20 protein-coding genes are annotated in these 25,267 nt (G+C 58.1%); 19 read left to right on the forward strand and 1 reads right to left on the reverse strand.

Annotated features, from left to right (window positions below):
• The first annotated feature begins 50 nt into the window (after positions 1-50).
• The 18 genes from ACOYJL_RS02390 to ACOYJL_RS02475 all read left to right on the forward strand — a co-directional run bounded on the left by ACOYJL_RS02390 (position 51) and on the right by ACOYJL_RS02475 (position 23,144).
• A complete protein-coding gene (locus tag ACOYJL_RS02390) occupies positions 51-1,562 on the forward strand; it encodes an ABC transporter ATP-binding protein (protein ID WP_433568611.1) in 1,512 nt (503 codons plus the stop codon).
• Between the two features lie 12 nt (positions 1,563-1,574).
• Positions 1,575-2,660, forward strand: coding sequence for an ABC transporter permease (locus ACOYJL_RS02395; RefSeq protein WP_433568612.1), 1,086 nt, complete (start codon positions 1,575-1,577; stop codon positions 2,658-2,660).
• Positions 2,660-3,592: an ABC transporter permease gene (locus ACOYJL_RS02400; RefSeq protein ID WP_433568613.1), complete on the forward strand. Its 933-nt coding sequence runs from the start codon at positions 2,660-2,662 to the stop codon at positions 3,590-3,592. The genes ACOYJL_RS02395 and ACOYJL_RS02400 overlap by 1 nt, the downstream gene beginning before the upstream one ends.
• 173 nt (positions 3,593-3,765) lie before the next feature.
• A complete protein-coding gene (locus ACOYJL_RS02405; protein ID WP_433568614.1) occupies positions 3,766-4,866 on the forward strand; it encodes a BMP family ABC transporter substrate-binding protein in 1,101 nt (366 codons plus the stop codon).
• Positions 4,867-4,969: 103 nt separating this feature from the next.
• The gene (locus ACOYJL_RS02410; protein WP_433568615.1) at positions 4,970-5,467 is read left to right on the forward strand and encodes a nucleoside deaminase; all 498 of its coding nucleotides are present in this window, start codon (positions 4,970-4,972) and stop codon (positions 5,465-5,467) included.
• Between the two features lie 72 nt (positions 5,468-5,539).
• Positions 5,540-6,619, forward strand: a complete 1,080-nt coding sequence (locus tag ACOYJL_RS02415; protein WP_433568616.1) for a BMP family lipoprotein — start codon at positions 5,540-5,542, stop codon at positions 6,617-6,619.
• Between the two features lie 1,920 nt (positions 6,620-8,539).
• Positions 8,540-9,922, forward strand: coding sequence for an NCS2 family permease (locus ACOYJL_RS02420; RefSeq protein WP_433568617.1), 1,383 nt, complete (start codon positions 8,540-8,542; stop codon positions 9,920-9,922).
• Positions 9,923-10,020: 98 nt separating this feature from the next.
• The gene (locus ACOYJL_RS02425) at positions 10,021-11,304 is read left to right on the forward strand and encodes an amidohydrolase family protein (protein WP_433568618.1); all 1,284 of its coding nucleotides are present in this window, start codon (positions 10,021-10,023) and stop codon (positions 11,302-11,304) included.
• 233 nt (positions 11,305-11,537) lie between these two features.
• Positions 11,538-13,880, forward strand: coding sequence for a xanthine dehydrogenase subunit XdhA (xdhA, locus tag ACOYJL_RS02430; protein ID WP_433568619.1), 2,343 nt, complete (start codon positions 11,538-11,540; stop codon positions 13,878-13,880).
• Positions 13,880-14,761, forward strand: coding sequence for a xanthine dehydrogenase subunit XdhB (xdhB, locus tag ACOYJL_RS02435; RefSeq protein ID WP_433568620.1), 882 nt, complete (start codon positions 13,880-13,882; stop codon positions 14,759-14,761). Before xdhA ends, xdhB begins: the two co-directional genes overlap by 1 nt.
• 8 nt (positions 14,762-14,769) lie before the next feature.
• Positions 14,770-15,258: a xanthine dehydrogenase subunit XdhC gene (gene xdhC / locus ACOYJL_RS02440; protein ID WP_433568621.1), complete on the forward strand. Its 489-nt coding sequence runs from the start codon at positions 14,770-14,772 to the stop codon at positions 15,256-15,258.
• A 221-nt stretch (positions 15,259-15,479) separates the two neighbouring features.
• Positions 15,480-16,532 carry an extracellular solute-binding protein gene (locus ACOYJL_RS02445; RefSeq protein WP_433568622.1) on the forward strand — a complete coding sequence of 351 codons (1,053 nt, stop codon included), beginning with the start codon at positions 15,480-15,482 and terminating at the stop codon, positions 16,530-16,532.
• Positions 16,532-17,332, forward strand: a complete 801-nt coding sequence (locus ACOYJL_RS02450) for an ABC transporter ATP-binding protein (protein WP_433568623.1) — start codon at positions 16,532-16,534, stop codon at positions 17,330-17,332. Before ACOYJL_RS02445 ends, ACOYJL_RS02450 begins: the two co-directional genes overlap by 1 nt.
• A gap of 9 nt (positions 17,333-17,341) precedes the next feature.
• Positions 17,342-18,928 carry an ABC transporter permease subunit gene (locus ACOYJL_RS02455; RefSeq protein ID WP_433568624.1) on the forward strand — a complete coding sequence of 529 codons (1,587 nt, stop codon included), beginning with the start codon at positions 17,342-17,344 and terminating at the stop codon, positions 18,926-18,928.
• Between the two features lie 32 nt (positions 18,929-18,960).
• Positions 18,961-19,851, forward strand: a complete 891-nt coding sequence (locus ACOYJL_RS02460; RefSeq protein WP_433568625.1) for a sugar phosphate nucleotidyltransferase — start codon at positions 18,961-18,963, stop codon at positions 19,849-19,851.
• A 231-nt stretch (positions 19,852-20,082) separates the two neighbouring features.
• The gene (locus ACOYJL_RS02465; protein WP_433568626.1) at positions 20,083-21,126 is read left to right on the forward strand and encodes a FecCD family ABC transporter permease; all 1,044 of its coding nucleotides are present in this window, start codon (positions 20,083-20,085) and stop codon (positions 21,124-21,126) included.
• 3 nt (positions 21,127-21,129) lie between these two features.
• Positions 21,130-21,939, forward strand: a complete 810-nt coding sequence (locus ACOYJL_RS02470) for an ABC transporter ATP-binding protein (protein WP_433568627.1) — start codon at positions 21,130-21,132, stop codon at positions 21,937-21,939.
• 74 nt (positions 21,940-22,013) lie between these two features.
• The gene (locus ACOYJL_RS02475) at positions 22,014-23,144 is read left to right on the forward strand and encodes an ABC transporter substrate-binding protein (RefSeq protein WP_433568628.1); all 1,131 of its coding nucleotides are present in this window, start codon (positions 22,014-22,016) and stop codon (positions 23,142-23,144) included.
• Between the two features lie 45 nt (positions 23,145-23,189).
• Here the strand turns inward: ACOYJL_RS02475 and ACOYJL_RS02480 are convergent, their stop codons facing one another.
• Complete coding sequence (locus tag ACOYJL_RS02480) at positions 23,190-23,786, reverse strand: nucleoside-triphosphatase (protein WP_433568629.1); 597 nt, start codon at positions 23,784-23,786, stop codon at positions 23,190-23,192.
• Positions 23,787-23,882: 96 nt separating this feature from the next.
• Here ACOYJL_RS02480 and ACOYJL_RS02485 point away from each other — a divergent pair, with 96 nt between their 5' ends.
• On the forward strand, positions 23,883-24,689 hold the full coding sequence (locus tag ACOYJL_RS02485; RefSeq protein ID WP_433568630.1) for a Rossmann-like domain-containing protein: 807 nt from the start codon (positions 23,883-23,885) through the stop codon (positions 24,687-24,689).
• Positions 24,690-25,267 lie beyond the last annotated feature (578 nt).

Below are 25,267 nucleotides of genomic sequence, written 5' to 3' on the forward strand. Positions count from 1 at the left end.
AAACTGGTAGCAATCGCAAGGCACGAGCTCAGTTCTGAGAGGTGGAAAGCATGGCCGAACTGCTGAGAATGGAAAACATCAGCAAGCGCTTCGGTTCGTTCTACGCAAACAAGAACATCAATCTTGATGTTGTTGAGGGTGAGGTCCATACCCTGCTCGGCGAGAACGGCGCCGGTAAGTCAACGCTCATGAACGTCCTCATTGGTCTTTATCAGCCAACCGAGGGTAAGATCTTCCTCCATGGCAAGGAGGTGAACATCTCCTCCCCAGGAGTCGCTGTCGAGCAAGGCATCGGCATGGTGCACCAGCACTTCATGCTGATCGAGGACATGACTGGCCTTGAGAACATCATCTTGGGCGACAAGCGTCATAAATCGCCGCTTCTGCAGGAAGCCGACGACCGCAAGACCATTGAGGAAATCATGGACCGCTACGGCCTTGAGATTGACCTCGACGAGAAGGTCGCTGACATGTCCATCGGCATGCAGCAGCGCGTCGAGATCATGAAGGTCCTCTTCCGTGGCGCTGACCTGCTGGTTCTGGACGAGCCGACGGCAGTCCTTACCGACCTTGAGGTCCAAGGCCTCTTCGACATCATGAGGTCCCTGACCGCCGAGGGCAAGTCGATCATCTTCATCTCGCACAAGATGCGCGAGGTCATGCAGATTTCCGACCGCGTCACGGTTCTGCGCCGCGGCGAGACGGTGGAGAATGTTCGCGTTGCTGACACCACCGAGCAAGAGCTGGCTGACCTTATGATTGGCCAGAAGTTCGTCGAGAACACGTACGAGAAGGTTACCAACGCCTCTGAGCCCGAGCTTGTTCTGAAGGATGTCTCCTACCATCCTGAAATCAAGCACGGCGGCTTGAAGGACGTCTCTCTTGAGCTCCACAAGGGCGAGGTTCTGGGCGTTGCCGGCATCGACGGCAACGGTCAGAGCCAGCTCGCCGAGCTTGTCACTGGCCTTATCAAGCCTGAGAGCGGCACCATGGTTGGTCCTGACGGCAAGGACATCGCCGTCTACTCGCCGCAGTCTTTCATTGACGCTGGCCTTGGCAACATCCCCGAGGACCGCAACAAGATGGGCCTGGTCGGCGACATGACCATCGCCGAGAACCTTGTCCTGAAGCAGACCGAGTCCGATCGCTTCTCGCTTGGTCACGGCAAGTGGCTGAAGATGGACGCCATCGACGAGTTTGCAAACCGCATGCGCGAGGAGAACGACATTCGTTGCACCTCCGTCAACCAGACGGCACGCAGCCTTTCCGGCGGCAACCAGCAGAAGGTCATTCTGGCCCGCGAGCTTGAGGGTCACCCCAGCGTCCTTCTTGCCGTCTATCCCACCCGTGGCCTGGACATTGGCGCCACGGAGTTCATCCACAACCAGATCATCGCCCAGCGCGATGCTGGCTGCGCGGTTCTTCTGATCTCTGCAGACTTCGACGAGGTCCTGAAGCTTTCCGACCGCATCGTCGTCCTGTTTGAGGGTCAGATCATGGGAACGTATCCTGGCGCGAATCCCCCGATCAAGGAGATCTCGCTCGCCATGGCTGGCAAGTAGGAGGGAGTTACCGTGGCCAAAAAAGTTCTCAGCGAGGAGGAAAGGCACGAGAAGACCCTCATGGTCCTCACGCCAATCGTCTCCGTCCTGCTCGCTCTTATCGTTGGCGCAATCATCATTGCGTGCCTGGGCAAGAACCCCCTTGAGGGCTATGGCGCAATGCTTCAAGGCTCGCTTGGTGACTGGAACAAGATCGGCAACACGCTCGAGCGTGCTTGCCCGCTGATCTTCACTGGTCTTTGCGCTGTCTTTGCCTATAAGTGCGGCGTCTTCAACCTGGGCGGCGAAGGTCAGTTCATCATGGGCGGCTGCGCAACCGCGACGGTTGTTCTCGGCCTTGGCCTCGAAGGCGTTCCTGGCCTCTTGCTTGGCCTTCTCGCCGGCATCGTCGCTGGCGCCATCTGGGGTCTGCTGCCTGGCATCATGAAGATCACCCGTGGCCTGAACGAGATGATCACCACGATCATGCTCAACTACGTGGCCATGTACTTCATGGAGTACATCTACAAGAACGTCTTCTCCGATCAGGGCTTGCCTAAGACGTACGCAATGCCGCAGAGCTCGCGCCTTCCGGATGACCTCGGCTTCCACATTGGCGTCATCATCGCCATCCTGCTTGGCATCTTCATCTGGTACGTGATCTTCCGCACGTCCTTCGGCTTCAAGATTCGCGCCGTCGGCATGAACCCCATTGCCTCCAAGGTCAATGGCTTCCCCGTCAAGCGCTTGATGCTTCTTGCCTTCGTCATCTCTGGTGCCATCGCTGGTCTGGGCGGCGCCGTTGAGCTTCTGGGCAAGACCCCGTACCGTCTGGCTTCCGGCTTCGGCTCTGGCTTCGGCTTTGACGGCGTTGCAATCGCGCTGATTGCTCAGCTGAACCCGATTGCCGCAATTGTTGTTGCAATCTTCTTCGGCATGCTTTCCACCGGCGGCACCATGATGCAGTCCGTCATTGGCGTCCCGACGGCCATCGTCGACATCATTCGTGGCCTCATCATCATCTTTGCGGTTGCCGGCATGGCAGCCATCAAGATGCCCAAGATCAAGGCGTTCTTCAGCAAGAGAAGCGAGAACAAGAAGGCAGAGGCGAAGGCATAATGGATTTCATGGTTGCACTGCCTACAATTCTCAAGGCAATGACGATGGGTGCCGTGCCTATCATGCTCGCGGCACTGGGCGAAGTTTTCTCCGAGCGCGCTGGTCTTGTTAACATCGGCCTTGAGGGCGTTATGGCCGTTGGCGCGTTCACCGCATTTGCTGTCGGCAAGATGACGGGCAACCTTTGGGTTGGTCTTCTCGTTGGCATGCTTGCTGGCGTCCTTGTCAACTTGCTTTATGCGTTCTGCACCATTTCGCTTTGCTCCGACCAGGTAGTTACCGGCATGGCAATTAACATCCTTGCGCCGGCAATCGCCCTGTTTGGCTACAACCTGTTCGTTGGCTCCAACTCCGCCAACGCAACGGGCGACCAGATGGCTTCTCTCGCCATTCCCGGACTTTGCGACATACCCTTTGTCGGCAACGCGTTCTTTAACCAGACGCTTCTTGCCTACATCGCTTTCATCCTGGTGCCGGTGATTTCGTACTTCTTCAAGCACTTCCGCGCTGGTCTTTCGTTCCGCTCCGTCGGCGAGAACCCGCACGCTGCTGAGACCTTGGGCATCAACGTCACCAAGGTCAAGTACATCGCCTGCATCGTCTGTGGCGCACTCACCGCTGCTGGCGGCGCTTTCCTGACCCTTTGCTACACCCCGATCTACACCGACGGCATCGTCATGGGACGTGGCTTCATCGCTTTGGCAACCGTCATCTTTGGTCGCTGGAGCGCCGTGGGCGTCATGGGCGCAAGCCTGCTCTTCGGCTTCTTCGATGGTCTGAACGTGGCACTGCAGGCTCAGTTCCAGTCTGCGCCGGTCATGTTCTTCAAGATGATTCCGTACATCTTCACCATCGTCGCGCTGATCTTCTTCGGCTCCAAGCACGCAGGCCCCAAGGCCAACGGCAAGCCGTACTTCCGCGAGATGCGCTAGCGCTTTCGGTGGGGCAGGCATAAAAAGTTTTATTGCGCCTGCCCCATATTTAGCGGCCGTTCCCGACAGCGACGAGCCCGGCTGGATAGGAATGGGATAGTATCACTTATAGGGTGGAAGGTAGGAGGCAGCCTGTAAGGGGCTTCCTCCACGGATAGAGAGAAGGGCACATTATGAAGAACACTATGGTCACTAGGCGTCAGGCGCTGGGTCTTGGCGCTGCCGGCTCCGCGGCACTCATCCTTGCCGGTTGCGGCGGCTCCAGCTCGTCTGACTCTAGCTCCAGCAGCTCCTCTGACAGCACCGAGAAGAGCAGCTATAAGGTTGCAATGATTATGTCCGGCACCATCACCGATGGTGGCTGGGACCAGGGTCACTATGAGTCCCTCCAGAGGGCACTTGAGTCTCACGACAAGTGGGAGATGCTGGAGCCCAAGGAGAACACCGCCGACGCCGACGCTGCTACCGCAGCTCAGTCCTATGTCGACCAGGACGTTGACCTTATCGTTGGCAACGGCAACCAGTTTGCTTCCGACTGGCAAGAGGTTGTCGCCGACGCCGTCGAGAATCACCCCAACGTTCACTTCCTGATCACCAACACCGATCCTGAGACCGAGATGTCCGATTACGAGACCCTCGACAACGTCGAGACGGTTCTCCCTGACTTCACGCAGACCGGCGCCCTCGCTGGCGTTGTCGCTGGTCTTATGACCCAGACGAAGTCCATCGGCTTCATCGGTGGCATGAAGCTTCCTTCCACCATCTCCAAGTACTCCGCCTACCTCGCCGCTGCCCAGAAGGTCAACGACGGCGTCCAGGGCCAGTACAACTTTGAGGCTGGCTACACGGATGCTTCTCTCGGCACGCAGCTGACCGAGCAGTGGATCAACACGTACGACGTCGACGTTATGTGGGGCGACGCCTCCGCAGTCGACAACGGCTCTCGTCAGGCACTCGAGGCTGCTGGCGCTGACACGCACTTCGACATCGCTCAGCCTATCGACATCATGGGCCCCGACCAGCCGACCGTCATCACCTCTACGGTCACCGACTGGATGATCTCCCAGGCCATGGACGAGATCGAGTCCGGCTCCTTCGGCGGCGGCAAGGCCATCACCGCTAACATCGACAACGGCGGCATCTCCCTGGGCGCCTTCTCTGACAAGGTTCCTTCTGATGTCCAGGATCAGATCACCTCTTACGTGGAGCAGATCAAGGATGGTTCGTTCCTGACCGACGCTGAGGTCGACGCCGTCAAGAGCACGCTCGGCTAAGTTCAGTTTTTCTGACTGACGCACATCGTTCGGCAAGGGGCCGGCTGAATTAGTTCGGCCGGCCCTTCTTTTGTCAAAATTCCTGGTTTGGGGAGTGATTTTCTTGGCACGCAAGCAGTTCACGCATGAAGAGGACGTTGCCCTTCTGCGCCGCTGCATCGAGGTCTCCAAGCGTTCAAGGGAGCATGGCAACACCCCGTTTGGAGCAATTCTCGTCTCGCCCGAGGGCGAGGTCTTGCTTGAGCAGGAAAACGTTGAGATTGACACGCACAAGTGCACGGGGCATGCCGAGACGCAGCTTATGGAGCATGCAAGCACCACGTATGACAAGGCGTATCTGTGGGACTGCTCGCTCTATACGTCCGCCGAGCCTTGCGCCATGTGCTCTGGTGCCATCTATTGGGGAAACGTCGGTCGCGTTGTGTATGCCATGACCGAGCGCCGCTTGCTTGAGCTTACCGGCTCAAACGAGCAGAACCCCACGTTTGACCTGCCTTGCAGAAAGGTATTTGCCGCTGGTCAGAAGCCCGTGGAGGTAGTGGGACCGTTCCCGGAGCTTGAGGAGGAAGCGGCGGCCGTGCATCAAGGCTACTGGAAGTAGCTTCTAGGTAAGTGTCTTGTAGGTAAGTTTGTCAGTTTGATATTTGCAGTGGGTGGATTGGGAGGAAACACGATGTTCCAGAAAAACGTTACTCGTAGGGACGCCCTTGGTCTTGGCGCCGCTGGCATTGCGGCCCTCGCCCTGGCTGGCTGCGGATCCAGCTCGTCAGACGATGGCGGCTCTGAGGAGCAGAGCTCCTATAAGGTTGCACTTGTTATCAGCGGACCCAAGAACGATGGCGGCTGGGGCCAGGGTCACTATGAGTCGCTGCAGCGCGCAATCGAGAGCCACAGCAATTGGGAGATGCTGGAGCCCAAGGAGAATACCGACTCCGCTGACGCCGCAAACGCAGCCCAGACCTATGTTGACCAGGACGTTGACCTGATTATTGCTGCAGGCAACGAGTTCTGCTCCGCTTGGGGCGACGTTGTTGCCGACGCTGCCGAGTCCAACCCGAAGGTTCATTTCTTGATGACCAACACGGACCCGGAGAGCGACCTTTCCGATTACGCGACGCTTGAGAACCTTGAGACCGTGCAGGTTAACCTGATTCAGACCGGCGCCCTTGCCGGCGTTGTCGCTGGTCTTATGAGCGCTTCTGGCCAGATTGGCTTCATCGGCGGCATGCGCCTTCCGACGACGCTGAAGAAGTACGCTTCGTACCTGCTGGCTGCACAGAAGGTCAACCCGGACGTCGAGGGTCATTACAACTTTGATGCTGGCTTCACTGACGCTTCGTTTGGCGCCAACATCACCGAGCAGTGGATCAACAGCAATAACGTCGACGTCATGTGGGGCGACGCCTCCGCAGTCGACAACGGTGCTCGCCAGGCTCTTGAGGCCGCCGGCGCTGACACGCACTTCGACATTGCTCAGCCGATTGACTCCGTGGGCGACAGCCAGCCGACCGTCATTACCTCTACGGTCACCGACTGGATGTTCGGCGAGGCCATGGACCAGATTGAGAACGGTTCGTTCGGCAACGGCTCAGTCATCGAGGCCAACATGGACAACGGCGGCGTCTACCTGGGCAAGTTCTCCGACAAGGTTCCGCAGGACGTTCAGGACAAGATTGCCGAGTACACCGAGCAGATCAAGTCTGGCTCGCTGATCACCGAGGATGAGGTCAGCGACCTGGAGGCTACGCTGTAGCTTCTGCTTGCTTGTTTGCTTGCGAGTTGCTTGCTTGCGAGTTGCCCCCAGCCCGGACTGCCCCGCGCAGCCCGGGCTTTTTTGTTGCGGGGGAGGAGGTCGTCGGCCCGTCGCCCTTCTCACTGGCGCCATGCGCGACCTCTGCGGCTGCAAAACTCGAACTTCTCGCCGCCCTGCCAACTTGCGCGACTTTTGCAGCACCTTTTTGCCGAGTTATGCGAGTTTTGCAGCACTTTTGCCAGGTTGCACGACTTTTGCAGCTGCAAAACTCGCACAACTTGCCAGTGACCTATTGTGTGGGACTTCCCACAGGATGGATGGTCTCGTTGTGAGGGTCTTCTCGATGTTTCCGCAGGTAGACCTTCTCATCGTGTGGGGATTCTTGGGGATGGTCGGATCGGTCCGCTATTGTGTGGGACACACAATAAGGCGAGGTCATCCAGTTCCACACAACAGCGAGAATTACCTGCGCAAACGCCCTCCCGCCCCACACAATGGGCGCTCTGTCTTTGTGGCAGTCCCACACAATGGAGGCCAAACCGTCGATACTCCCGAAATCCCCACACAACGAGAAGATCTACCTGCGGAAACGTCCTTACGCTCCACACGACGCCCCTTTTCATTCAGAGACCTCCCCACACGATGAATGGGGCAGGGGAGGGCAGCCAAGTTACCCCACTTCTGTGTCAGTCTTCTTGCAACTTGAACGAGTTCTGATGCTGCAGAACTCGACTAACTCGCCACCCGCGTGAGCCTGTGACAAGTTGATCGACTTTTGCAGCACCTTTCTGCCGAGTTATGCGAGTTATGCAGCACTTTTGCCAACTTGCGCGACTTTTGCGGCTGCAAAACTCGAATAACTTGCCACGACCTTCTCGCGCTGCCACCTTATGCGAGTATTGATGCAGCAGAACCCGAACAATCTGCCACCCGCGTGAGCCGCTGCCAACTTGAGCGACTTTTGCAGCACCTTCCTGCCGCCTTATGCGAGTTGTGCGGCACTTTTGCCAGGTTGTGCGACTTCTGCGGCTGCAAAACTCGCATAACTTGCCACGGGCTTCTCGGGCTGCCAGGTTATGCGAGTTGTGATGCCGCAGAACTCGACTAACTTGCCACCCGCGTGAGCCGCTGCCAACTTGAGCGACTTTTGCGGCACCTTCCTGCCGCCTTATGCGAGTTATGCAGCGCTTTTGCCAACTTGAGCGACTTTTGCGGCTGCAAAACTCGCATAACTTTCCAGCCGGCCATCGTGTGGGGAGTCCCACGGGATGGGGAGGGCGATTGTGTGGGACCGACCTGCGGAAACGTCGCCGCGCCCCACACGACGGCCCCTGATGCCCGGAGCCATCCCCACACAATGGGAAGGTCAGCTCGACCGCGGCTGTTTTGCCAATTTCCAAGGCTCTTGCTTATGCAAAACTCGCGCAACTCGCCGGGGAGCCAAACCGAAAAACACGCCCTGCGCACTCAAAATCCAAACAGTTACCAGCCAATACGTTGATAAACATTCCATCCAGAAAATACCGGGTACGGGTATCGTTATATACATATATACGTAACGATATGGGAAAATATGCAATACCGTTTGCCGTCTACGGTCGAATTTCGACCGTAGAACATGTTTCAAAAAATTGAGGATGTTACGTCGATGTTTCGTGAGTATCATCATGTCCAACAAAAAGAAATTGCTTCTGAACAAAATTTCTTTTGTCAGTTCAACCGCGCCAGCACGACTTAGATAGTGCGTGTTCAGTGTCCCGATGACAGGGGCGTGGCACCTTCAGACACCACTGGCAGCAACGGCTTGTGCGCAAAAGCGCGACAGGCCTGCTGATGTCGTACAGGCATTACTGCCACAGGTTGTCCGACCTGCGGCTTAATGGTCATTAGGGAAATGGGTTAAGGAGTGGTGTTCTGCACATGGAAAAGGCTTTGGACAAGTTCTTCCACCTCACTGAGATGGGAACGAACGTAAAGACCGAGATCGTCGCTGGTCTCACGAGCTTCGTGACGATCGCGTACATTCTCGCTGTGAACCCGTCCGTTCTTTCTGCGGCCGGCATGCCTGAGGGCTCTGTCTTCACGGCTACTGCTGTCATCTCCATCATCGGTACTCTGATGATGGCCGCACTCACGAACTACCCGTTCATCCTGGCACCTGGCATGGGCATCAATGCTTACTTCGCCTACACCGTCTGCCTGGGCATAGGCTATTCGTGGCAGGTTGCTCTTGCAGCAATCTTCGTCGAGGGTGTCATCTTCGTCATCCTCTCCCTCACGAACGTCCGTGAGGCAATCTTTGATGCAATCCCGTTCAACCTGAAGTACGCAATCACGACCGGCGTTGGTCTGTTCATCACGATCATCGGCCTCAAGAACTCCGGCATCGTCATCTCCAACGAGTCCACGCTCGTCTCGATGTTCTCGTTCCACGGCAGCTTCGTTGATGGCACTTTCACCACCTACGGCATCACGGCGCTTCTCGCTCTCATCGGCATCTTCGTCACGGGCATCCTTGTTGCTCGCGGCGTGCGCGGCAACATCCTTCTGGGCATCATGATCACGTGGGGCCTTGGCATCATCTGCCAGTTCACCGGTCTTTACACGCCCGACCCGGCAGCCGGCTTCAACAGCCTTCTGCCCGACTTCTCCAACGGCCTCGCGGTTCCTTCGCTTGAGCCTACGTTCTTCAAGCTTGACTTCTCGAACGTCTTCTCGTTCAACTTCCTGATGGTTGTCCTTGCGTTCCTCTTCACGAACCTCTTTGACACCATCGGCTCCCTGATCGGTGCTGCCGCAAAGGCTGACCTGCTGGACAAGGACGGCAAGCTCCCCAACGTTAAGGGCGCCCTTCTCGCCGAGTCCCTCGCCACCATGTTCGCTGGCCTGATTGGCACCTCCTCCACGGCAACCGCCGTCGAGTGCACCGCCGGCATCGCAGAGGGTGGCCGCACCGGCCTTACCGGCGTCGTCGTTGCCATCATGTTCACGCTGGCTCTGTTCTTCTCGCCGATCTTCCTTGCAATTCCGTCCTTCGCAACGGCTCCTGCACTGGTCATCGTCGGCTTCATGATGATGGGCTCTGTCGTCAACATTGACTGGGGCGACGTCACCGAGGCACTTCCCGCCTTCATCGCAATCGTCTCCATGCCCTTCATGTACTCCATCGCTGAGGGCATCGCGCTGGGCGTCCTTTCCTACGTCGCCATCAACGCTTTCTCCGGCAAGGAGAACCGCAAGAAGATCTCCGGTGTTATGTGGGTTCTGTTCTTCCTCTTCATCTTCAAGTATTGCTTCATCTAACAAGAACCCCCGACGCGCCCCGGCTGGCGCGCGGTAAGCATGTGGGTCCTTTAGTACTCATGCGGCGGCCATAGTCGACCGCGAGAAAGGAGTCAGGAATGCATAAGAATGCCTTCGCCATTCATGGCGATATTGTTTGGTCCAAGAACCCGAAGGAGCTCCAGACCGTTGAGGGCGGATACCTCATTGTGGTCGACGGAATCTCCAAGGGCGTCTACCCCCAGATCCCGGCCGAGTACCAGGGCATCACGGTGGTCGATCGCACCGGCATGCTGGTTATCCCCGGCATGAGCGACATCCACGTCCACGCGCCCCAGTACGGCTTCCGCGGCCTTGGCATGGATCTTGAGCTGCTCGACTGGTTGAACACCCATACGTTCCCCGAGGAGAGCAAGTACGCCAACCCCGAGTATGCGTGGCGCGCGTACCAGATTTTCTCCGATGACCTTCTTCACTCTGCAACAACCCGCGCCGTCGTCTTTGGCACCATGCACGTCGACGCAACCATGACCCTTATGGGCAAGCTCGAGACCACCGGCCTCAAGACCATGGTCGGCAAGGTCAACATGGACCGCAACAGCCCTGACTACCTTTGCGAGAAGGACGCTGCCACCGCGCTTGAGGACACCAAGAAGTGGCTGGACGAGGTTGAGGACTCTCACTTCGAGAACACCAAGCCTATCCTGACCCCGCGCTTCACCCCCACCTGCTCCGACGAGCTCATGGAGGGCCTGGGCAAGCTCCGCGCCGAGCGCGACCTGCCGCTTCAGTCCCACCTCTCCGAGAACCTCTCTGAGATTGACTGGGTGAAGGGTCTTTGCCCCTGGTCCACGTGCTACGGCCAGACCTACGAGCACTTCGGACAGCTTGCAGGCGACCAGCCCGTCATCATGGCGCACTGCAACTGGTGCCCCGACAACGAGGTTGAGATCTTGAAGGAGAACAACGTCTTTGTCGCCCACTGCCCGCAGTCGAACGCCCAGCTTTCCTCTGGCATCGCCCCCATCCGTCATTACATGGACCTGGGCATGAACGTGGGCATCGGCACCGACGTCGCTGGCGGCGCAACGCTTTCGATGTTCCGCGCTATGGCAGACGCCGTGGCAGTCTCCAAGCTCCGTTGGCGCCTTGTTGACCAGAACCTGGCTGCCCTCTCCACCGAGGAGGCCTTCTACTTGGCAACCGTCGGCGGCGGCAAGGTCTTTGGCAAGGTCGGCTCCTTCGACGAGGGCTACGAGGTCGACGCTCTGGTTCTGGACGACTCCCAGATCAAGACCCCGCTTGAGCTCACGCTGGCCGAGCGCCTTGAGCGCTACGTCTATCTTGCTGAGGAGGGTGGCCGCATCGTCGAGAAGTACGTTGCCGGTCGTCGTGTCCTTTAGTTTTTGATGTACCTATAGCATCGAAGGCGCCCTTGGGCGCGAGGTCTCCTATCAGGGACTTCGCCGCTCAGCGGCGCCTTCGGTCAGATAAAGGCGTTGAATATTTTGATGAATATCGCCGGAATTTCTGGGCGAGTATCATAAAGCCGGTATGGCTTGGTGCTGCGGCGTTCGTGCCTCCGCAACACCTTGGGTAGGGGTGCTTGGCGCCCCATGGAGAGAGGATGTGTGATATGGAAAAGCTGAAGGAGGTCGGTAGGCCCGTCAAGCGCGTTGACGCGTACGACAAGGTCACGGGGCGGGCAATGTTCACCGACGACCTTTGCCCCAAGCCTTGCCTTGAGGCAAGGATGCTCCACGCCACTATTGGTAACGGCATCGTGAAGTCCATCGACACCTCTGAGGCCGAGAAGGTCCCCGGTGTCGTGAAGATCTTTACGTGCTTCGACGTGCCTGACTTCTGCTACCCGGTGGCTGGTCACCCCTGGTATGCCGATTCCAAGGCCGAGAAGCGCGACATTGCAGACCGCAAGCTTCTTGATTCCCGCGTGCGCATCTATGGCGACAACATCGCAGTCGTTGTCGCAGAGGACACAGTCGCTTGCGACCGCGCTCTTCGCAAGATCAAGGTTGAGTACGAAGAGTGGCCTGTCGTCTATGACGCAAAGGAGTCCCTCAAGGGCACCGAGCATCCCGTTCAGGACCGCAAGCCTGACAACCTTGTTGCCCACACTTGCGCTCTGACGAGCGAGGAGGACCTTGCCAAGGCCGGCTACAAGACGGTCGACGAGGCCATCAACGATCCCAAGTACCACCACATCGCCATCAAGACCTCCACGGGCGAGCAGTCCCAGGTTCACATTGAGACCTGCACCTCGTATTGCTACATGGAGGGCAACAAGATCGTCTGCGTTGCCTCCACGCAGATCCCGCACATCATGCGCCGTGTCATCGGCCAGGCCCTGGGCATTCCTTGGGGCGACGTCCGCGTCATCAAGCCTTACATCGGCGGCGGCTTCGGCACCAAGCAGGACATCCATTACGAGCCGCTGAACGCTTGGATTTGCCAGCAGCTCGGTGGTCGCCTTGTGCGCCTTGAGCTCTCCCGCGAGGAGCTCTTCTGGGACACCTCGGGCCGTCAGCCCAAGGAGTTCGAGGTCGAGGCCTCTTACGACGACGACATGAACCTGCATGCCCGCTCCGTGCGCGCTTGGTCCAACACCGGCGGCTACATCCACCACGGCCATACCCTGGTTCTTAACTCCGTCAACTCGTTCCGTTGGCTGTACCACACCAACGAGGTTGCTTCTCGCTCTGAGGCTTGGACCGTCTACACCAACGGTCCGCACACCGGCGCAATGCGCGCTTACGGCGTCCCCGAGGGCGTCTGGACCGCCGAGTGCCTGATGGGCGACATCGCTTACGACAACGGCTGGGACGGCGTCGAGTTCCGTTTGAAGAACGCCATCCGTGAGGGCTTTGTCGATGAGTTCACGCCCAACGGCGCCGTTGCCGCTCACACTTGCACCCTTCCGCAGTGCGTGGAGAAGGGCAAGGAGTGGATCCATTGGGACGAGAAGAAGAAGGAGTACGCCAACCAGTCCGGTCCTATCCGCCACGGCGTCGGCGTCGCATTCTTCGCCTACAAGACGGCTGTCGCCCCGTTTGCCCTTGAGACCGCAACTTCCCGCGTGACGCTCAACCAGGACGGCACCGTGCAGCTGCAGATGGGCGCCACTGAGATTGGCCAGGGCGCCGACACGGTCTTCTCGCAGATGGCAGCCGAGGCAATCGGCATCGATACCGAGGACGTCCACATCGTTTCCTTCCAGGACACCGACGTCACCCCGTACGACGCAGGCGCTTACGCTTCCCGTCAGACGTACGTCTCCGGCACGGCTTGCAAGAAGGCTGGCCTCAAGCTTCGCAAGAAGATCCTGGACTTCGCTCACCAGCTGTATCCCAGCGCCCAAGGCGAGCTTGACCTTCGCGACCACAAGATCGTTGACTGCGTTGGCCACACTGTCTGCACCCTTCAGCAGCTTGCCCTTGAGGCTTACTACAACACCGAGGACAACGACCAGCTGAGCGCACAGGCAACCGCCAACGTGCACACCAACGCTTTCGCCACGGGCTGCACCTTCGCGGACGTTACCGTTGACATGCCTCTTGGCCAAGTCACGGTTGACCGCATCATCTCCGTGCAGGACAACGGCCGCCTGATCAACCCGAAGCTCGTCGAGCAGCAGGTTCACGGCGGCATGGGTCAGTCCATCGGCTTTGGCCTCTCCGAGGAGGTCCAAGTTGACCCCAGGACTGGCCGCGTCCTGAACGACACGCTGCTTGACTACAAGATCCCGACGACGATGGACCTGCCTGACCTCAAGGCCGACTTCGTCGAGTCCGACGATCCGACTGGCCCTTACGGCAACAAGGCCGTGGGCGAGACCCCGATCATCTCGCCGGCGCCCGCAATCCGCGACGCCATCCTCAACGCCACTGGCGTGAAGTTCTACCACATGCCCATGACGCCCCAGCGCCTGTTCGAGGGCTTCAAGAGGGAGGGACTCATCTAATGTACGACATCGAGACACTCTACGAGGCTAAGAGCGTCGACGACGCCTGCCGCGCCCTGGCGGAGGACCCTCAGTCGATGGTCATCGCCGGCGGCACCGACGTGCTCGTTAAGGTGCGTGGCGGCAAGTTCGCAGGCGCACACCTCGTATCGATTCACGAGCTCCACGACGAGCTCGACGGCGTCCGCCTGCTGGACGACGGCACCGTCTGGATTGGCCCCATCACGTGGTTCCACCATGTGACCACCTCTGAGATCATCCAGAAGACCGTCCCCACGCTGGGCGAGGCTTGCGACACCCCTGGTGGCCCGCAGCTGCGCGTCTCTGGCACCATCGGCGGCAACGTCTGCAACGCTGCTACCTCGGCTGACTCTGCTTCCACGCTCTTTGCTTACGGCGCCCTCCTGGACGTCAAGAGCACCCGTGGCGAGCGCACCATCCCCATCGAGGAGTGGTATGCCGGTCCTGGTCGCTCCACGAAGGAGCGCGACGAGGTGCTGGTTGGCATCCGCATTCCGCGCGATCATTACGAGGGCTTCACTGGCCATTACTTCAAGTATGGCAAGCGTCGCGCCCTTGAGATTGCAACCATGGGCTGCTGCTGCTTGGTGAAGCTGTCAGAGGACAAGAAGACCATCAACGACATCCGCCTTGCCTTTGGCGTTGCTGGTCCTACCCCCATGCGCGCCCTGAACGCCGAGAACGCAGTTCGCGGCATGGACGTTGCCGAGGCTGCCGAGAAGATCGGCGAGCTTGCGCAAGCTGACACCAACCCGCGCGACAGCTGGCGCGCGTCCAAGGAGTTCAGACTCCAGCTTATCAAGGAGATGTCCCGCCGCTCGCTCATCGAGGCGGCACGCAAGGGAGGTGCCGACATCTAATGGAGGACATGAGGATCCTTAAGTGCACGGTCAATGGCAAGGAAGTCCAGGTGGGCTATGACCCGCGCGAGTCTTTGCTGGACACCCTTCGCAACCGCCTGCACCTTACCAGCGTCAAGCGTGGCTGCGAGGTTGGCGAGTGCGGCGCTTGCACCGTTCTTATCGACGGCGTTGCTACCGACACCTGCCTTTATCTGACCGATTGGGCACAGGGCAAGAACATCCTTACCGTTGAGGGCCTGACCGAGCCCGACGGCAGCCTGAACCCCGTGCAGCAGGCCTTTGTCGACGAGTTTGCCGTCCAGTGCGGCTTCTGCATCCCTGGCATCATCATGAGCGCCATGGAGATGGTCTACTCCGGCAAGACCTACACCCGCGACGAGATTCGCAAGAACCTCTCTGGTCACCTTTGCCGCTGCACTGGCTATCAGAACATCATCACCGCCGTCGAGAAGGCCGTCGACATCGTTAACGGTCACGTGGGCGTGGAGAAGTAGTAAAGAGCCAGCTAGCCGCTAGGTTTTTTGACTAACAAAGCGAGCGCCGCCTGTGGGATTTCCTGCAGGCGGCGCTTCTTTTTGTTTGGGCGCATTCAGATGGTTTGCAGTCAGCTTTGTAATGTGTTCATCAATCTGAAGTAAAGATGGTATTATGAACACGTTTGCTCTATAGCCACCAAGCATGGTGGTTCAACTTGAAAAACGTTGTTCGGAGATTGATGAACAAAGAAGCTAATCAAGAGCCCAAGAAAAAGAAGGCACAGGGGAGAGGGCCGCAAACTTCTCGGCGCGGATTCATAGCGCTGGCTGCCGGCACTGCTGTATGCCTTGGAGCTGCGGCTTTTAGGGACAGCGGTAGCCAGACCGAGAATACCGTTGTCATCTACTCGTGCGGCGAGGGCGATAGAAACGAGACGCAGATGGCCTCCATGCGAGCTGCGTTTCCAAACTACGACATCCGCATGCATTACATTGCCACGGGAAACTGCGCCGCTCGACTTCGCATGGAAGGCTCCGCTAGCGAGGCGGACATCGTTCTTGCCCTTGAGGGCGGCTACATCAACCAAGTTTCTGACAGCTTGGAAGAGCTTTCCGACTTTGACGGCTCGATCTTTTGCGAGGACCTTCGCGATCCCGAGAACCGCTATTTCCCCTTCTCGCGAGAAAGCGCTTGCATTGCCGTAAACGACGACGTCCTCTCGTCGCGCGGAGTGCCTGTGCCGACGTCGTACCAAGATCTGCTCGACCCGGTATACAAGGGGCTTGTGACCATGCCCAACCCAAAGACTTCGGGCACCGGCTACAACTTCTTGAAGAGCTTGGTGAACACGTGGGGCGAAGACGAGGCGTTTGACTACTTTGACGCCCTCTCCGAGAACATCTACCAATTCACGTCGTCTGGCTCTGGACCCGTGAACGCGCTGGTGCAAGGCGAGGCGGGCGTCGGCTTTGGCATGACGTACCACGCCGTCTCAGAGATCAACAAAGGCGTGCCCCTCTCGGTGCACTTCTTTAAGGAAGGCTCGCCTTGGGACGTCTATGGCATGGGAATCGTGAAAGGCAAAGGCCAGCGCAAGGCCGTCCACGACGTGTTCGGCTGGCTTTGCACGGACGGCGTGCGCATTGACAACTCGACGTACGTTCCGGACCAGATTCTTGTGGGCGAGACCCCTCACATTGACAATTACCCGACCGGTGTCACGTATGCCGACATGACTGGCATCACGGACGTGGACGAGAAGATGCGACTTCTTGAGAGATGGAGCCATTAATGGCAAGTGCAGCTACTACAGAGACCGAAAAGCAAGGAGTGCCAAAGCTCTCTGCTCGCGGCATCGTTAAGTCTTTTGATGGGCGAGAAGCGCTTCACGGTCTTGACTTTGACATCATGGACGGCGAGTTCGTCTCGATTTTGGGGCCTTCTGGCTGCGGCAAGTCAACAACCTTGCGCATCTTGATTGGCCTTGAGCGCCCTGACTCTGGGCGCGTCTTGCTGGACGGCAAGGACATCACCGACCTTGCGCCAAGCCAGCGCCACATGGGAATCGTCTTTCAGGACTATGCCCTCTTTGAGAACATGACGGCCATCGAAAACGTTGAGTACGCCCTTCGCTTTGACCCCGAGAAGCGCGACAACCGCATGAGCATTGCTCGCGACGCTCTTTCTCGCTTGGGCATGGAGGAGTTTGCCGACAAGCCCGTCACCGGTCTTTCCGGTGGCCAGATGCAGCGCGTCTCCATTGCGCGCACGCTTGCGCTGAACCCGCAAGTCATCCTTTTTGATGAGCCTACCAGCGGCCTTGACGCGGACGCCCGCCTTTCGTTTAGGTCTTTGGTCAAGGACATCCAAAGCCAAAGCGGCACGACCATCTTGCTGATCACGCATGACCAAGAGGAAGCCCTTTCGCTTTCCGACCGCGTGATGGTGATGGGCGAGGGGAGAATCCACCAGATGGACGACCCCCAGACCATCGTGCGAGATCCTGCCGATGAGTACGTTCGCGACTTTGTGACGAAGAACATCCAAGCAAAGTACGACTCTCTTGCGCGCTTTGCGCAAAACGGTCAGTAAGGTGGTTGCATGAATCGTTCTTCTCGCGTGAGGCTTCTTGAGGTTCTGCTTGCTGCGTTCTTCCTTCTTGCCGTCGTGCTTCCTTTGGCAAGGATGTTCGTGCGCTTGGCAGACCCTGCAACCCGTGCCGTCTTTGGGACCGAGGCCTTCTCGACCGCTTGCATAAACTCTTTGATCATTGCCACGGTCACTTCGGTGATTACGGTGCTTTGTGCCCTTCTGATGTCGTGGGTTCTTTGCCGCACGGCTATCAAGGGCAAGGGAGCGCTGGCCATCCTTCTTACGGTCCCCATGCTGGTTCCCTCTCTTGCGCACGGTATGAGCCTTGTCTACCTTCTGGGCTCTAACGGCATCATCACCAACCTCTTTCATGGGACGTGGAACATATACGGCTATCCCGGCATCATCATGGGATCGTTTCTCTACTCGTTCCCGCCGGCGTTTTTGATGCTCTATGACGTGATGCGCTACGAGGACGCAACGCCTTACGAGGCGGCAGACGTCTTGGGCATCCCAAAGGGAAGCCAATTTGCCCACATTACGCTGCCCTTCCTTCGCAGGCCCATCGTCTCTGCCGCGTTCTCGACGTTTGCGCTTGTGATCACTGACTACGGCGTGCCCCTGATGGTTGGCGGCAAGGTCCTGACGCTTCCCGTCCTTATGTACCAAAACGCCGTCGGTCTTCTTGACTTTGATACGGGAGCAGCCATCGGATTCGTGCTGCTGATTCCCGCAGTGATTGACTTTCTTATTGACGCGCTGGACAAGAGCCGCGCGGGAATGCGCTATGTCTCGCGCAGCTTCCACATTGTCCCCAGCAAGGCCCGAGACGCCCTTGGCTACGTAGTTGCATCACTTCTTGTACTAGTGCTGCTTCTGCCCATTGCCGCTTTTTGCATCGTCGCCTTTGTCACGAAGTACCCCATCGACTTGACGCCGACGTTGGCAAATGTGGGGCGTTCCTTCACGATGGGCGTCGGCTCGTATTGGGTGAACTCGCTCATCATTGCGTTCTCGGTCTCCGCCATCGGCACGCTTCTTGCGTACTTCACGGCATACGTGACTGCTCGCGTTGGCGGTCGCACTGCTCGCTTGCTGCATCTTGCTTGCATCACAACGCTCGCTGTGCCGGGCATCGTGCTTGGTCTTTCGTATGCGCTTTCGTTCAGAGGCTCGCCGCTGTATGGCACGTTCGCAATTCTGATTTTGGTGAACTTGGTCCACTTTGTGGCTTCGCCGTATCTCATGGCGTATAACTCGCTCTCAAAAATAAACGCAAATCTTGAGGCGGTTGGTCAGACGATGGGAGTGGGGCGCTGGCGCATCATCTGGGACGTCTTGGTTCCTCAGACCTCTGACACGATTGCCGAGATGTTCTCGTACTTCTTCGTCAACTGCATGATGACCATCTCTGCCGTCTCGTTCCTTGCCACAACGCTTAACATGCCACTGGCGCTTCTGGTGACCGACCTTGACTCTCAGCGACTTATTGAATGCGCCGCGTTTGTCTCGGTCTTGATCCTTGTGACCAACATCATCGAGAAGCTGGTCGTCTCTGCCATCAAGCGCCATCACGCCAAGCTGGCTCAGGCGTAATGAGCAAAGTTCTTATGAAAGGCTATGCAACCATGAACCATAAAGAGTTTCTCGTTCTCTCTACGCTCGCGACGAGCAATGGCCCTCTTACGCAGCGCGCCATTGCGGCAAAGACGGGGATGTCCGTCGGTAGCGTGAACGACTTCATCTCTCGGCTGACCGATGCGGGATACGTTGCCAACCGCTGCGTGACCGACGATGGTCTTGAAGCTCTTGAGCCCTACCGCGTCAAGCGTGCCATTCTTATTGCCGCCGGCTTTGGCTCGCGCATGGCTCCCATCACGTTGAACACGCCCAAGCCGCTTGTGCGCGTTGGCGGAACTCGCATCATCGACACCATTCTTGACGCTGTCTTTGCAGCCGGCATCACCGAGGTCTACATTGTGCGCGGCTATCTTGGCGAGCAGTTTGACCAGCTTCTTTACAAGTACCCAACCATCAAGTTCATCGAGAACCCGCTGTACAACGACTCGAACAACATCTCCAGCATGCTTGCCGCAAAGGACCTTCTTCAAAGCGCTTACGTCTTTGAGTCTGACCTTCTTCTCCGCAATGGCGAGCTCATCACCAAGTACCAAGACCGCTCCAACTATCTTGCCGTTCCCATGGAGCGCTCTGACGACTGGTGCTTTACGGTCGAGAAGAGCGGCGTGATCAAGAACTTTGCCTTGGGCGGCGAAGGCGGCGTTGAGCAGATGGTTGGCATCTCGTATTGGACCGACGAGGATGGCGCCCGCCTTGCAAAGGACATTCCGGCAACCTTTGAGATGCCTGGCGGCAAGGAGCGCTTCTGGGACGAAGTCGCGCTGAGCTATTGCCGCGAGAATTACAAGGTGTACACCCGTCCTTGCACCCTTGAGGACGTCACCGAGATTGACTCGTTCCGCGAGCTGCAAGCGCTTGACCCTGCGTACGCTTGCTAAGGATGAATTGCCAGCTGTTATGCAATATAACCGCATAAAAACTTTTGCAACGCTTCGAAAAGGGCTCCATTTGGGGTCCTTTTTCCGTTTGTCGCTTCAAACCACCCGTTCAAGACAAAAAGTTATTCCATATGACAAATAGTCTTGTTATTGTTGGTCATTCAGGTTAAGATAAGCCTCCGTTATTTTTTAATTGAAATAACGCTTTGAGCGCGAGGGAGGGAAAACCGAATGAGAAGCGTCAGCAAGGTCAAAGGCGCCCAGGGCGTTGCACATAAGCGTCCTGTCTTGGTGATTTGGGTCCTCGCCCTTGCCATGCTGGTTGCAGCTTTGATATCCCTCACGCTTGGTCGCTACACCATTTCCGTTCCCGATATCGCCCGCATGATTGCTGGGACCTTCGCTCCCATCCAGCAGACATGGACAAACCAGCAAGCTTCGCTTTTCTTTAACGTGCGCTTGCCGCGCGTACTTCTCGCCCTTGCCGTGGGCTGCTCCCTTTCGGCCGCTGGAGCCTCGTTTCAAGGCATCTTCCAAAACCCCCTTGTCTCGCCGGACTTCCTAGGCGCCTCGCAAGGAGCCGCCTTTGGCGCATCGCTTGCAATTCTTATGTCCGCAAGCATGTTGCAGACGTCGCTTTCGGCCTTTTTCTTCTCGATGCTTTCCGTCGTGATCGTCCTTCTGGTGAGCCGGCTCTCAAAGGGAAACCGAATTCTTGTGACGGTTCTTGCCGGCGTTATGGTCAGCTCGCTTTTCCAGGCGGGCGTCTCGTACATCAAGCTTGTTGCCGACCCTAACGCGCAGCTTCAAGCCATCACGTTTTGGCTCATGGGGTCTTTGACCAGCGCCCGGACTGAGGACTTGGCGCTTGTCGCCCTCCCCATGCTTGTGGGAAACGGCGGTCTTCTCGCTATCAGATGGCGCTTGAACGCCCTCACGATGGGCGACGACGAGGCCATGACCATGGGCGTGAACGCTCCCAGGCTTCGCGCCGTTGCCATTGTGCTGGCCACGCTGGTGACCGCCTCAAGCGTTTCTGTCACGGGCATCATCGGCTGGGTTGGCCTTGTGGTCCCGCACCTTGCTCGCGGGCTTGTGGGCGCTGACTACCGGCATCTTCTTCCGGCAAGCATGCTTCTTGGCGGCACGTTCCTTCTTGTTGTGGACGACATCGCCCGCCTTGCCACAACCGCCGAGATCCCCATCGGCATCCTGACCGCCTTCATCGGCGCGCCTTTCTTCCTTTGGCTGATCACGAGAAAAACGAGGGGATAGAGCATGAGCCTTACCGTCTCTGACCTCTCGTTTTCTTACGGCGAGCGAGAAGTGCTTCACAACTTGAGCTTCTCCATTCCGGACGGGACGCTTTCTTGCGTTCTTGGCCCTAACGGGGTGGGGAAGACCACGCTTTTTCGTTGCGTCCTAGGGCTTATGCCCAGCTACACGGGGTCAATCCTTGTGAACGGCCACGACATCAAGGCGCTTTCGGTGCGCCAGCGCGCCCGCGAGATGTCATACATCCCGCAAGCGCATGCGAACATTTTTGATTACGAAGTCGTCGATATGGTGCTGATGTCTTGCGGCACTGACCTTGGCATGCTTCGCTCGCCAAAGCGCGAGCACGAGGACAGGGCGATGGCGGCGCTTGAGAGCGTGGGCATCCCCGAGCTTGCGCATCGCCGCATGACGCGGCTTTCCGGCGGTCAGCAGCAGCTTGTGCTTGTGGCGCGAGCCGTTGCGCAAGGCTCCAAGACCATCGTGATGGACGAGCCTACAAGCGCCCTTGACTTTGCGAACACCGCGCGAGTTCTGGCGCTTGCGCGAAAGCTTGCCGACCAAGGCCATTCCGTCTTGATGTCAACGCACCAGCCTGAGCAAGCGTATTGCTACTCCGACGAGGTCGTGGCGCTTCAAGGCGGCAAGGTTGCAGCGGCTGGCGCTCCAGGGGAAGTTGTGACCGAGAAGCTCATGAGCCAGCTGTATGGAATCGACGTTCGGATTAGTTCACTATTTGATGACCGCGTGCGGGTTTGCACGCCAGCCACCGCGCTTGGCGACATGCCCGGCCCAAAGGCGCGGCACTCATAAATTCTTTTGCATGACGAGCGGCGGGAGGTGCTTGGAAGGTCCGGGCGCCGTCGCTGTCAAGGAGAGGAGCACGAATGAAAGACCGACAGACAACGCGAAGGGGGCTTTTTGCCACACTCGGCGCGGTAGTGCTGAGCGTCGGACTTGCGGGGACGCTCGCTGCCTGCAGCGGTCAAAGCACGACGAGCCAGGAGACAACGGAGCAGACTACGACCGAGCAGTCCGCTACCCGAATCTTCACTGACTCCAGCGGTCGTGAGGTTGAGATCCCCACGAACGTGCAGAAGGTTGCCGTTGCGGGCCCTCCTGCCCAGCAGGTTATGCTCACGATGGATTCCAGCAAGCTTTGCGGTCTTGCCACTGAGCTGACTGACGCGCAGAAGACGTACTTTGGCGAGGACCTTGCCAACCTGCCTGTCTTCGGCCAGATCTATGGCGGCAAGGGCGACTTCAACAAGGAGGCTGTTGCCGAGGCGGCTCCTGACCTTATCATCGACATCGGCGAGGCAAAGGACACGATCGTCGAGGACATGGACGCCCTTCAGTCTGACCTCAACATCCCCGTGATTCACATTGAGGCTACGCTGGACAGCTATGACAAGGTTTACCAGCAGCTTGGCGAGATTCTGGGCGAGGAAGAGCGCGGAAACGAGCTTGCCGAGTACTGCAAGAACGCTTACGACGAGGTTGACTCTGTCATGCAGACCATCCCCGAGGACCAGCGCGTGAACGTTGCTTATCTGCTTGGCGACTCTGGCCTTAACGCCATTGCGAAGGGCAGCTACCAGGGCTCCGTTGTTGATTTTGTTGCCAACAACGTCGTTGTGGTCGAGAAGGCTTCTGGCGCCGGTATGGGCCAGGAGGTCAGCCTTGAGCAGATTGCCTCGTTTGACCCTCAGATGATTGTCTTTGGCCCCAACAGCATCTATGACACCGTTGCCTCCGACCCTGCTTGGGCTGACATCACTGCAATCGCGAACGACAACTACTATCAGGTTCCTGGCGAGCCGTACAACTGGCTTTCCAGCCCTCCGTCGGTCAACCAGATCCTTGGTCTTCAGTGGTTTGCTCGCGTTTGCTATCCCGACAAGTTCGACACCAGTGCGACTGACGTTGCGAAGGAGTACTACAAGACCTTCTACAACTACGACCTGTCTGACCAGGAAGTTGCAGATCTTATGAAGGGCGCAACTCCCAACGCATAAGTTAAAAGGAAATATGCGCGCAAGTTTTGCGTCAGTTTCCGCAATTTAGCTTTGATAGAGCCCGGTGATGTAAGCGAAAGCTGCATCGCCGGGCTCAATGAGGTACGGGGAGCCCCAAGCGGGGTGGAAGCGCTTTGCTGCAAGGTCGGTAAGCTCTGGTCGCACGATTGCGATGGCATGAGGCCAAGCGGGAGTGGGACCTTGGTCCAACAGCGCAAGGCCTTGAGTCAGGCCGCCGCCACGCTTGAGCTCTAGAGGGCCTAGCTCGTCTATCACGAGAAGACCGGGGGCTTCAAGCTGCGCTTTGTTTGCCTTGCCGGAAGAAAGGCTTGCAAGATGGGCGTTCACGCGGGCTAGCGCCTTGTCGGAGATGGCCCAGCCCAAGCCAGCGCGGCTTGACTGCACGTGGTCTTTGATGCTGGTATCGTTTGCTGCCGACGTGGCAAACAAGATCTTCTCGCCGTCGGGGAGAAGGACGTTTTCAATGCCAAGCTTTGTTCTCGTGCCATCGGGATTCAGCTGCCAGATTCCCGGAGCAAGAACTCCGTAGACCGTGACGCCTTGCGCTTGCAGGCTTGCAACGAGGGCTTCAAGCCAGCGGGTCTTTCCTGTTTGGCGCGGAGCGGTAAGAATGAAAAGCATGGCACCCCTTAGGTTTTCGGTTGTCAGAGTCGCTTGCCTGCATGGGGATTGTTACAAGTTTTGATGATAGCCCCGCTTGGGGCGAGGGGAGAAGAAATGACTGGGTTTGGCGCGTGGTCGCTTTACGAGGAACTTCTCGGCGGCATTCCGACCGACGTGCTTGTGCGCGACGTTTGCATGGGCGCCCATTGGAGCTACGTCGAGGCCGAAAGCGGCATGGGCGTTGCCAGCACGTGCAAGGGCGGAACGCGGCATCGCCTTAATCGCAGCTCTTTGGTGGGGCGTCCTCTTGCCGAGGTTGCCGCCTTGGTGCGCTCTTGGGATTTTGAGGCTGCCTCGATTGGCGTTGCGGCAATGAATGCCTGGTACAACACGCCGTCGCTTCCTGGCGTCAACGGCGACGAGTCTTGGCTTGCAACAAGCGAGGACAGCGGGAAAGGGGCGCTTGAGGGAGATCCTTTCTTCACCGTTCCGCAGCTGATGCATAACTTCTGCAAGCAAAAAGGGCGCCCCGCCAAGACTGTTGTGGTTGGCCATTTTCCCAACATGGAAGGCATGGCAAAGGAAGGCGAGCTGTACGTTCTTGAGCGCTCGCCGCGATCGGACATCGATTTGCCCGACAGCGCTTGCGAGTATCTTCTCCCCGAAGCCGACTATGCGCTCTTGACTGGCATGACTGAGGCGAACAAGACGATGCCGAGGCTTCTGAGCTTGGCGTCTGGTGCCACGACGTGGGTTGTGGGTCCTTCTACCACGCTTTCGTCGCTTATTCTTGATGCTGGCGCCAGCTCCCTTGCTGGCTCTGTCGTCGAGGACCCGGAGAAGCTTCGCGATTGCGTGACTGTTGGCGGCTCTCCCGTCAGGGCGTCCGGGCTTAAGTCTTGCGTCATCACTCGCGGGTAGTGTGCCGGCGGCGTCGGGCGCCCGTGGCGGGTTGTGCGAGTTTTGCAACCGCAGAACTCGCATAACCTGGCAGCCCCGAGAAGCCCGTGGCAAGTTATTCGAGTTTTGCAGCCGCAAAAGTCGCGCAACCTGGCAAAAGTGCTGCACAAGTCGCGCAAGGTGGCAGGAAGGTGCCGCAAAAGTCGCGCAACTTGCCACGGGCCCATCGTGTGGGACCCTTGGCCGAGCTCCGATGGCTATCGTGTGGGGCTCTGCGGCGTTTCCGCAGGTCGCCCTTCCCGTTGTGTGGGGCTTCCCGGGCTTGCGGCCTGGTCGGCTCCATTGTGTGGGACTGGCGAGAAGGGCGGGCGCTCATCGTGTGGGGCGCAAGGACGTTTGCCCAGTTGGTCGGCTCCATTGTGTGGGACTCGGGAGGCTCGCCCCGTCGTGTGTCCCACACAACGGGGGAGGTTGCCGTGCCCCTTCGAAAATCCCCACACGACAGCTCCCGCGACCTGCGGAAACGCCGAGAATCCCCACACAACGGGACTTTCCATCGTGTGGGAATCCCCACACAATAGGACGCTGCCAGGTTATGC

Source organism: Tractidigestivibacter sp., from assembly GCF_050946515.1.
Classification (GTDB): Bacteria; Actinomycetota; Coriobacteriia; order Coriobacteriales; family Atopobiaceae; genus Tractidigestivibacter.

Bases quoted from the DNA above. Each gene is read 5' to 3' on its own strand.
- ACOYJL_RS02390 (WP_433568611.1), top strand. From the start codon at position 51: ATGGCCGAACTGCTGAGAATGGAAAACATCAGCAAGCGCTTCGGTTCG.
- ACOYJL_RS02400 (WP_433568613.1), top strand. From the start codon at position 2,660: ATGGATTTCATGGTTGCACTGCCTACAATTCTCAAGGCAATGACGATG.
- ACOYJL_RS02405 (WP_433568614.1), top strand. From the start codon at position 3,766: ATGAAGAACACTATGGTCACTAGGCGTCAGGCGCTGGGTCTTGGCGCT.
- ACOYJL_RS02415 (WP_433568616.1), top strand. From the start codon at position 5,540: ATGTTCCAGAAAAACGTTACTCGTAGGGACGCCCTTGGTCTTGGCGCC.
- ACOYJL_RS02420 (WP_433568617.1), top strand. From the start codon at position 8,540: ATGGAAAAGGCTTTGGACAAGTTCTTCCACCTCACTGAGATGGGAACG.
- ACOYJL_RS02425 (WP_433568618.1), top strand. From the start codon at position 10,021: ATGCATAAGAATGCCTTCGCCATTCATGGCGATATTGTTTGGTCCAAG.
- xdhA (WP_433568619.1), top strand. From the start codon at position 11,538: ATGGAAAAGCTGAAGGAGGTCGGTAGGCCCGTCAAGCGCGTTGACGCG.
- xdhB (WP_433568620.1), top strand. From the start codon at position 13,880: ATGTACGACATCGAGACACTCTACGAGGCTAAGAGCGTCGACGACGCC.
- xdhC (WP_433568621.1), top strand. From the start codon at position 14,770: ATGAGGATCCTTAAGTGCACGGTCAATGGCAAGGAAGTCCAGGTGGGC.
- ACOYJL_RS02445 (WP_433568622.1), top strand. From the start codon at position 15,480: ATGAACAAAGAAGCTAATCAAGAGCCCAAGAAAAAGAAGGCACAGGGG.
- ACOYJL_RS02450 (WP_433568623.1), top strand. From the start codon at position 16,532: ATGGCAAGTGCAGCTACTACAGAGACCGAAAAGCAAGGAGTGCCAAAG.
- ACOYJL_RS02455 (WP_433568624.1), top strand. From the start codon at position 17,342: ATGAATCGTTCTTCTCGCGTGAGGCTTCTTGAGGTTCTGCTTGCTGCG.
- ACOYJL_RS02460 (WP_433568625.1), top strand. From the start codon at position 18,961: ATGAACCATAAAGAGTTTCTCGTTCTCTCTACGCTCGCGACGAGCAAT.
- ACOYJL_RS02465 (WP_433568626.1), top strand. From the start codon at position 20,083: ATGAGAAGCGTCAGCAAGGTCAAAGGCGCCCAGGGCGTTGCACATAAG.
- ACOYJL_RS02470 (WP_433568627.1), top strand. From the start codon at position 21,130: ATGAGCCTTACCGTCTCTGACCTCTCGTTTTCTTACGGCGAGCGAGAA.
- ACOYJL_RS02475 (WP_433568628.1), top strand. From the start codon at position 22,014: ATGAAAGACCGACAGACAACGCGAAGGGGGCTTTTTGCCACACTCGGC.
- ACOYJL_RS02480 (WP_433568629.1), bottom strand. From the start codon at position 23,786: ATGCTTTTCATTCTTACCGCTCCGCGCCAAACAGGAAAGACCCGCTGG.
- ACOYJL_RS02485 (WP_433568630.1), top strand. From the start codon at position 23,883: ATGACTGGGTTTGGCGCGTGGTCGCTTTACGAGGAACTTCTCGGCGGC.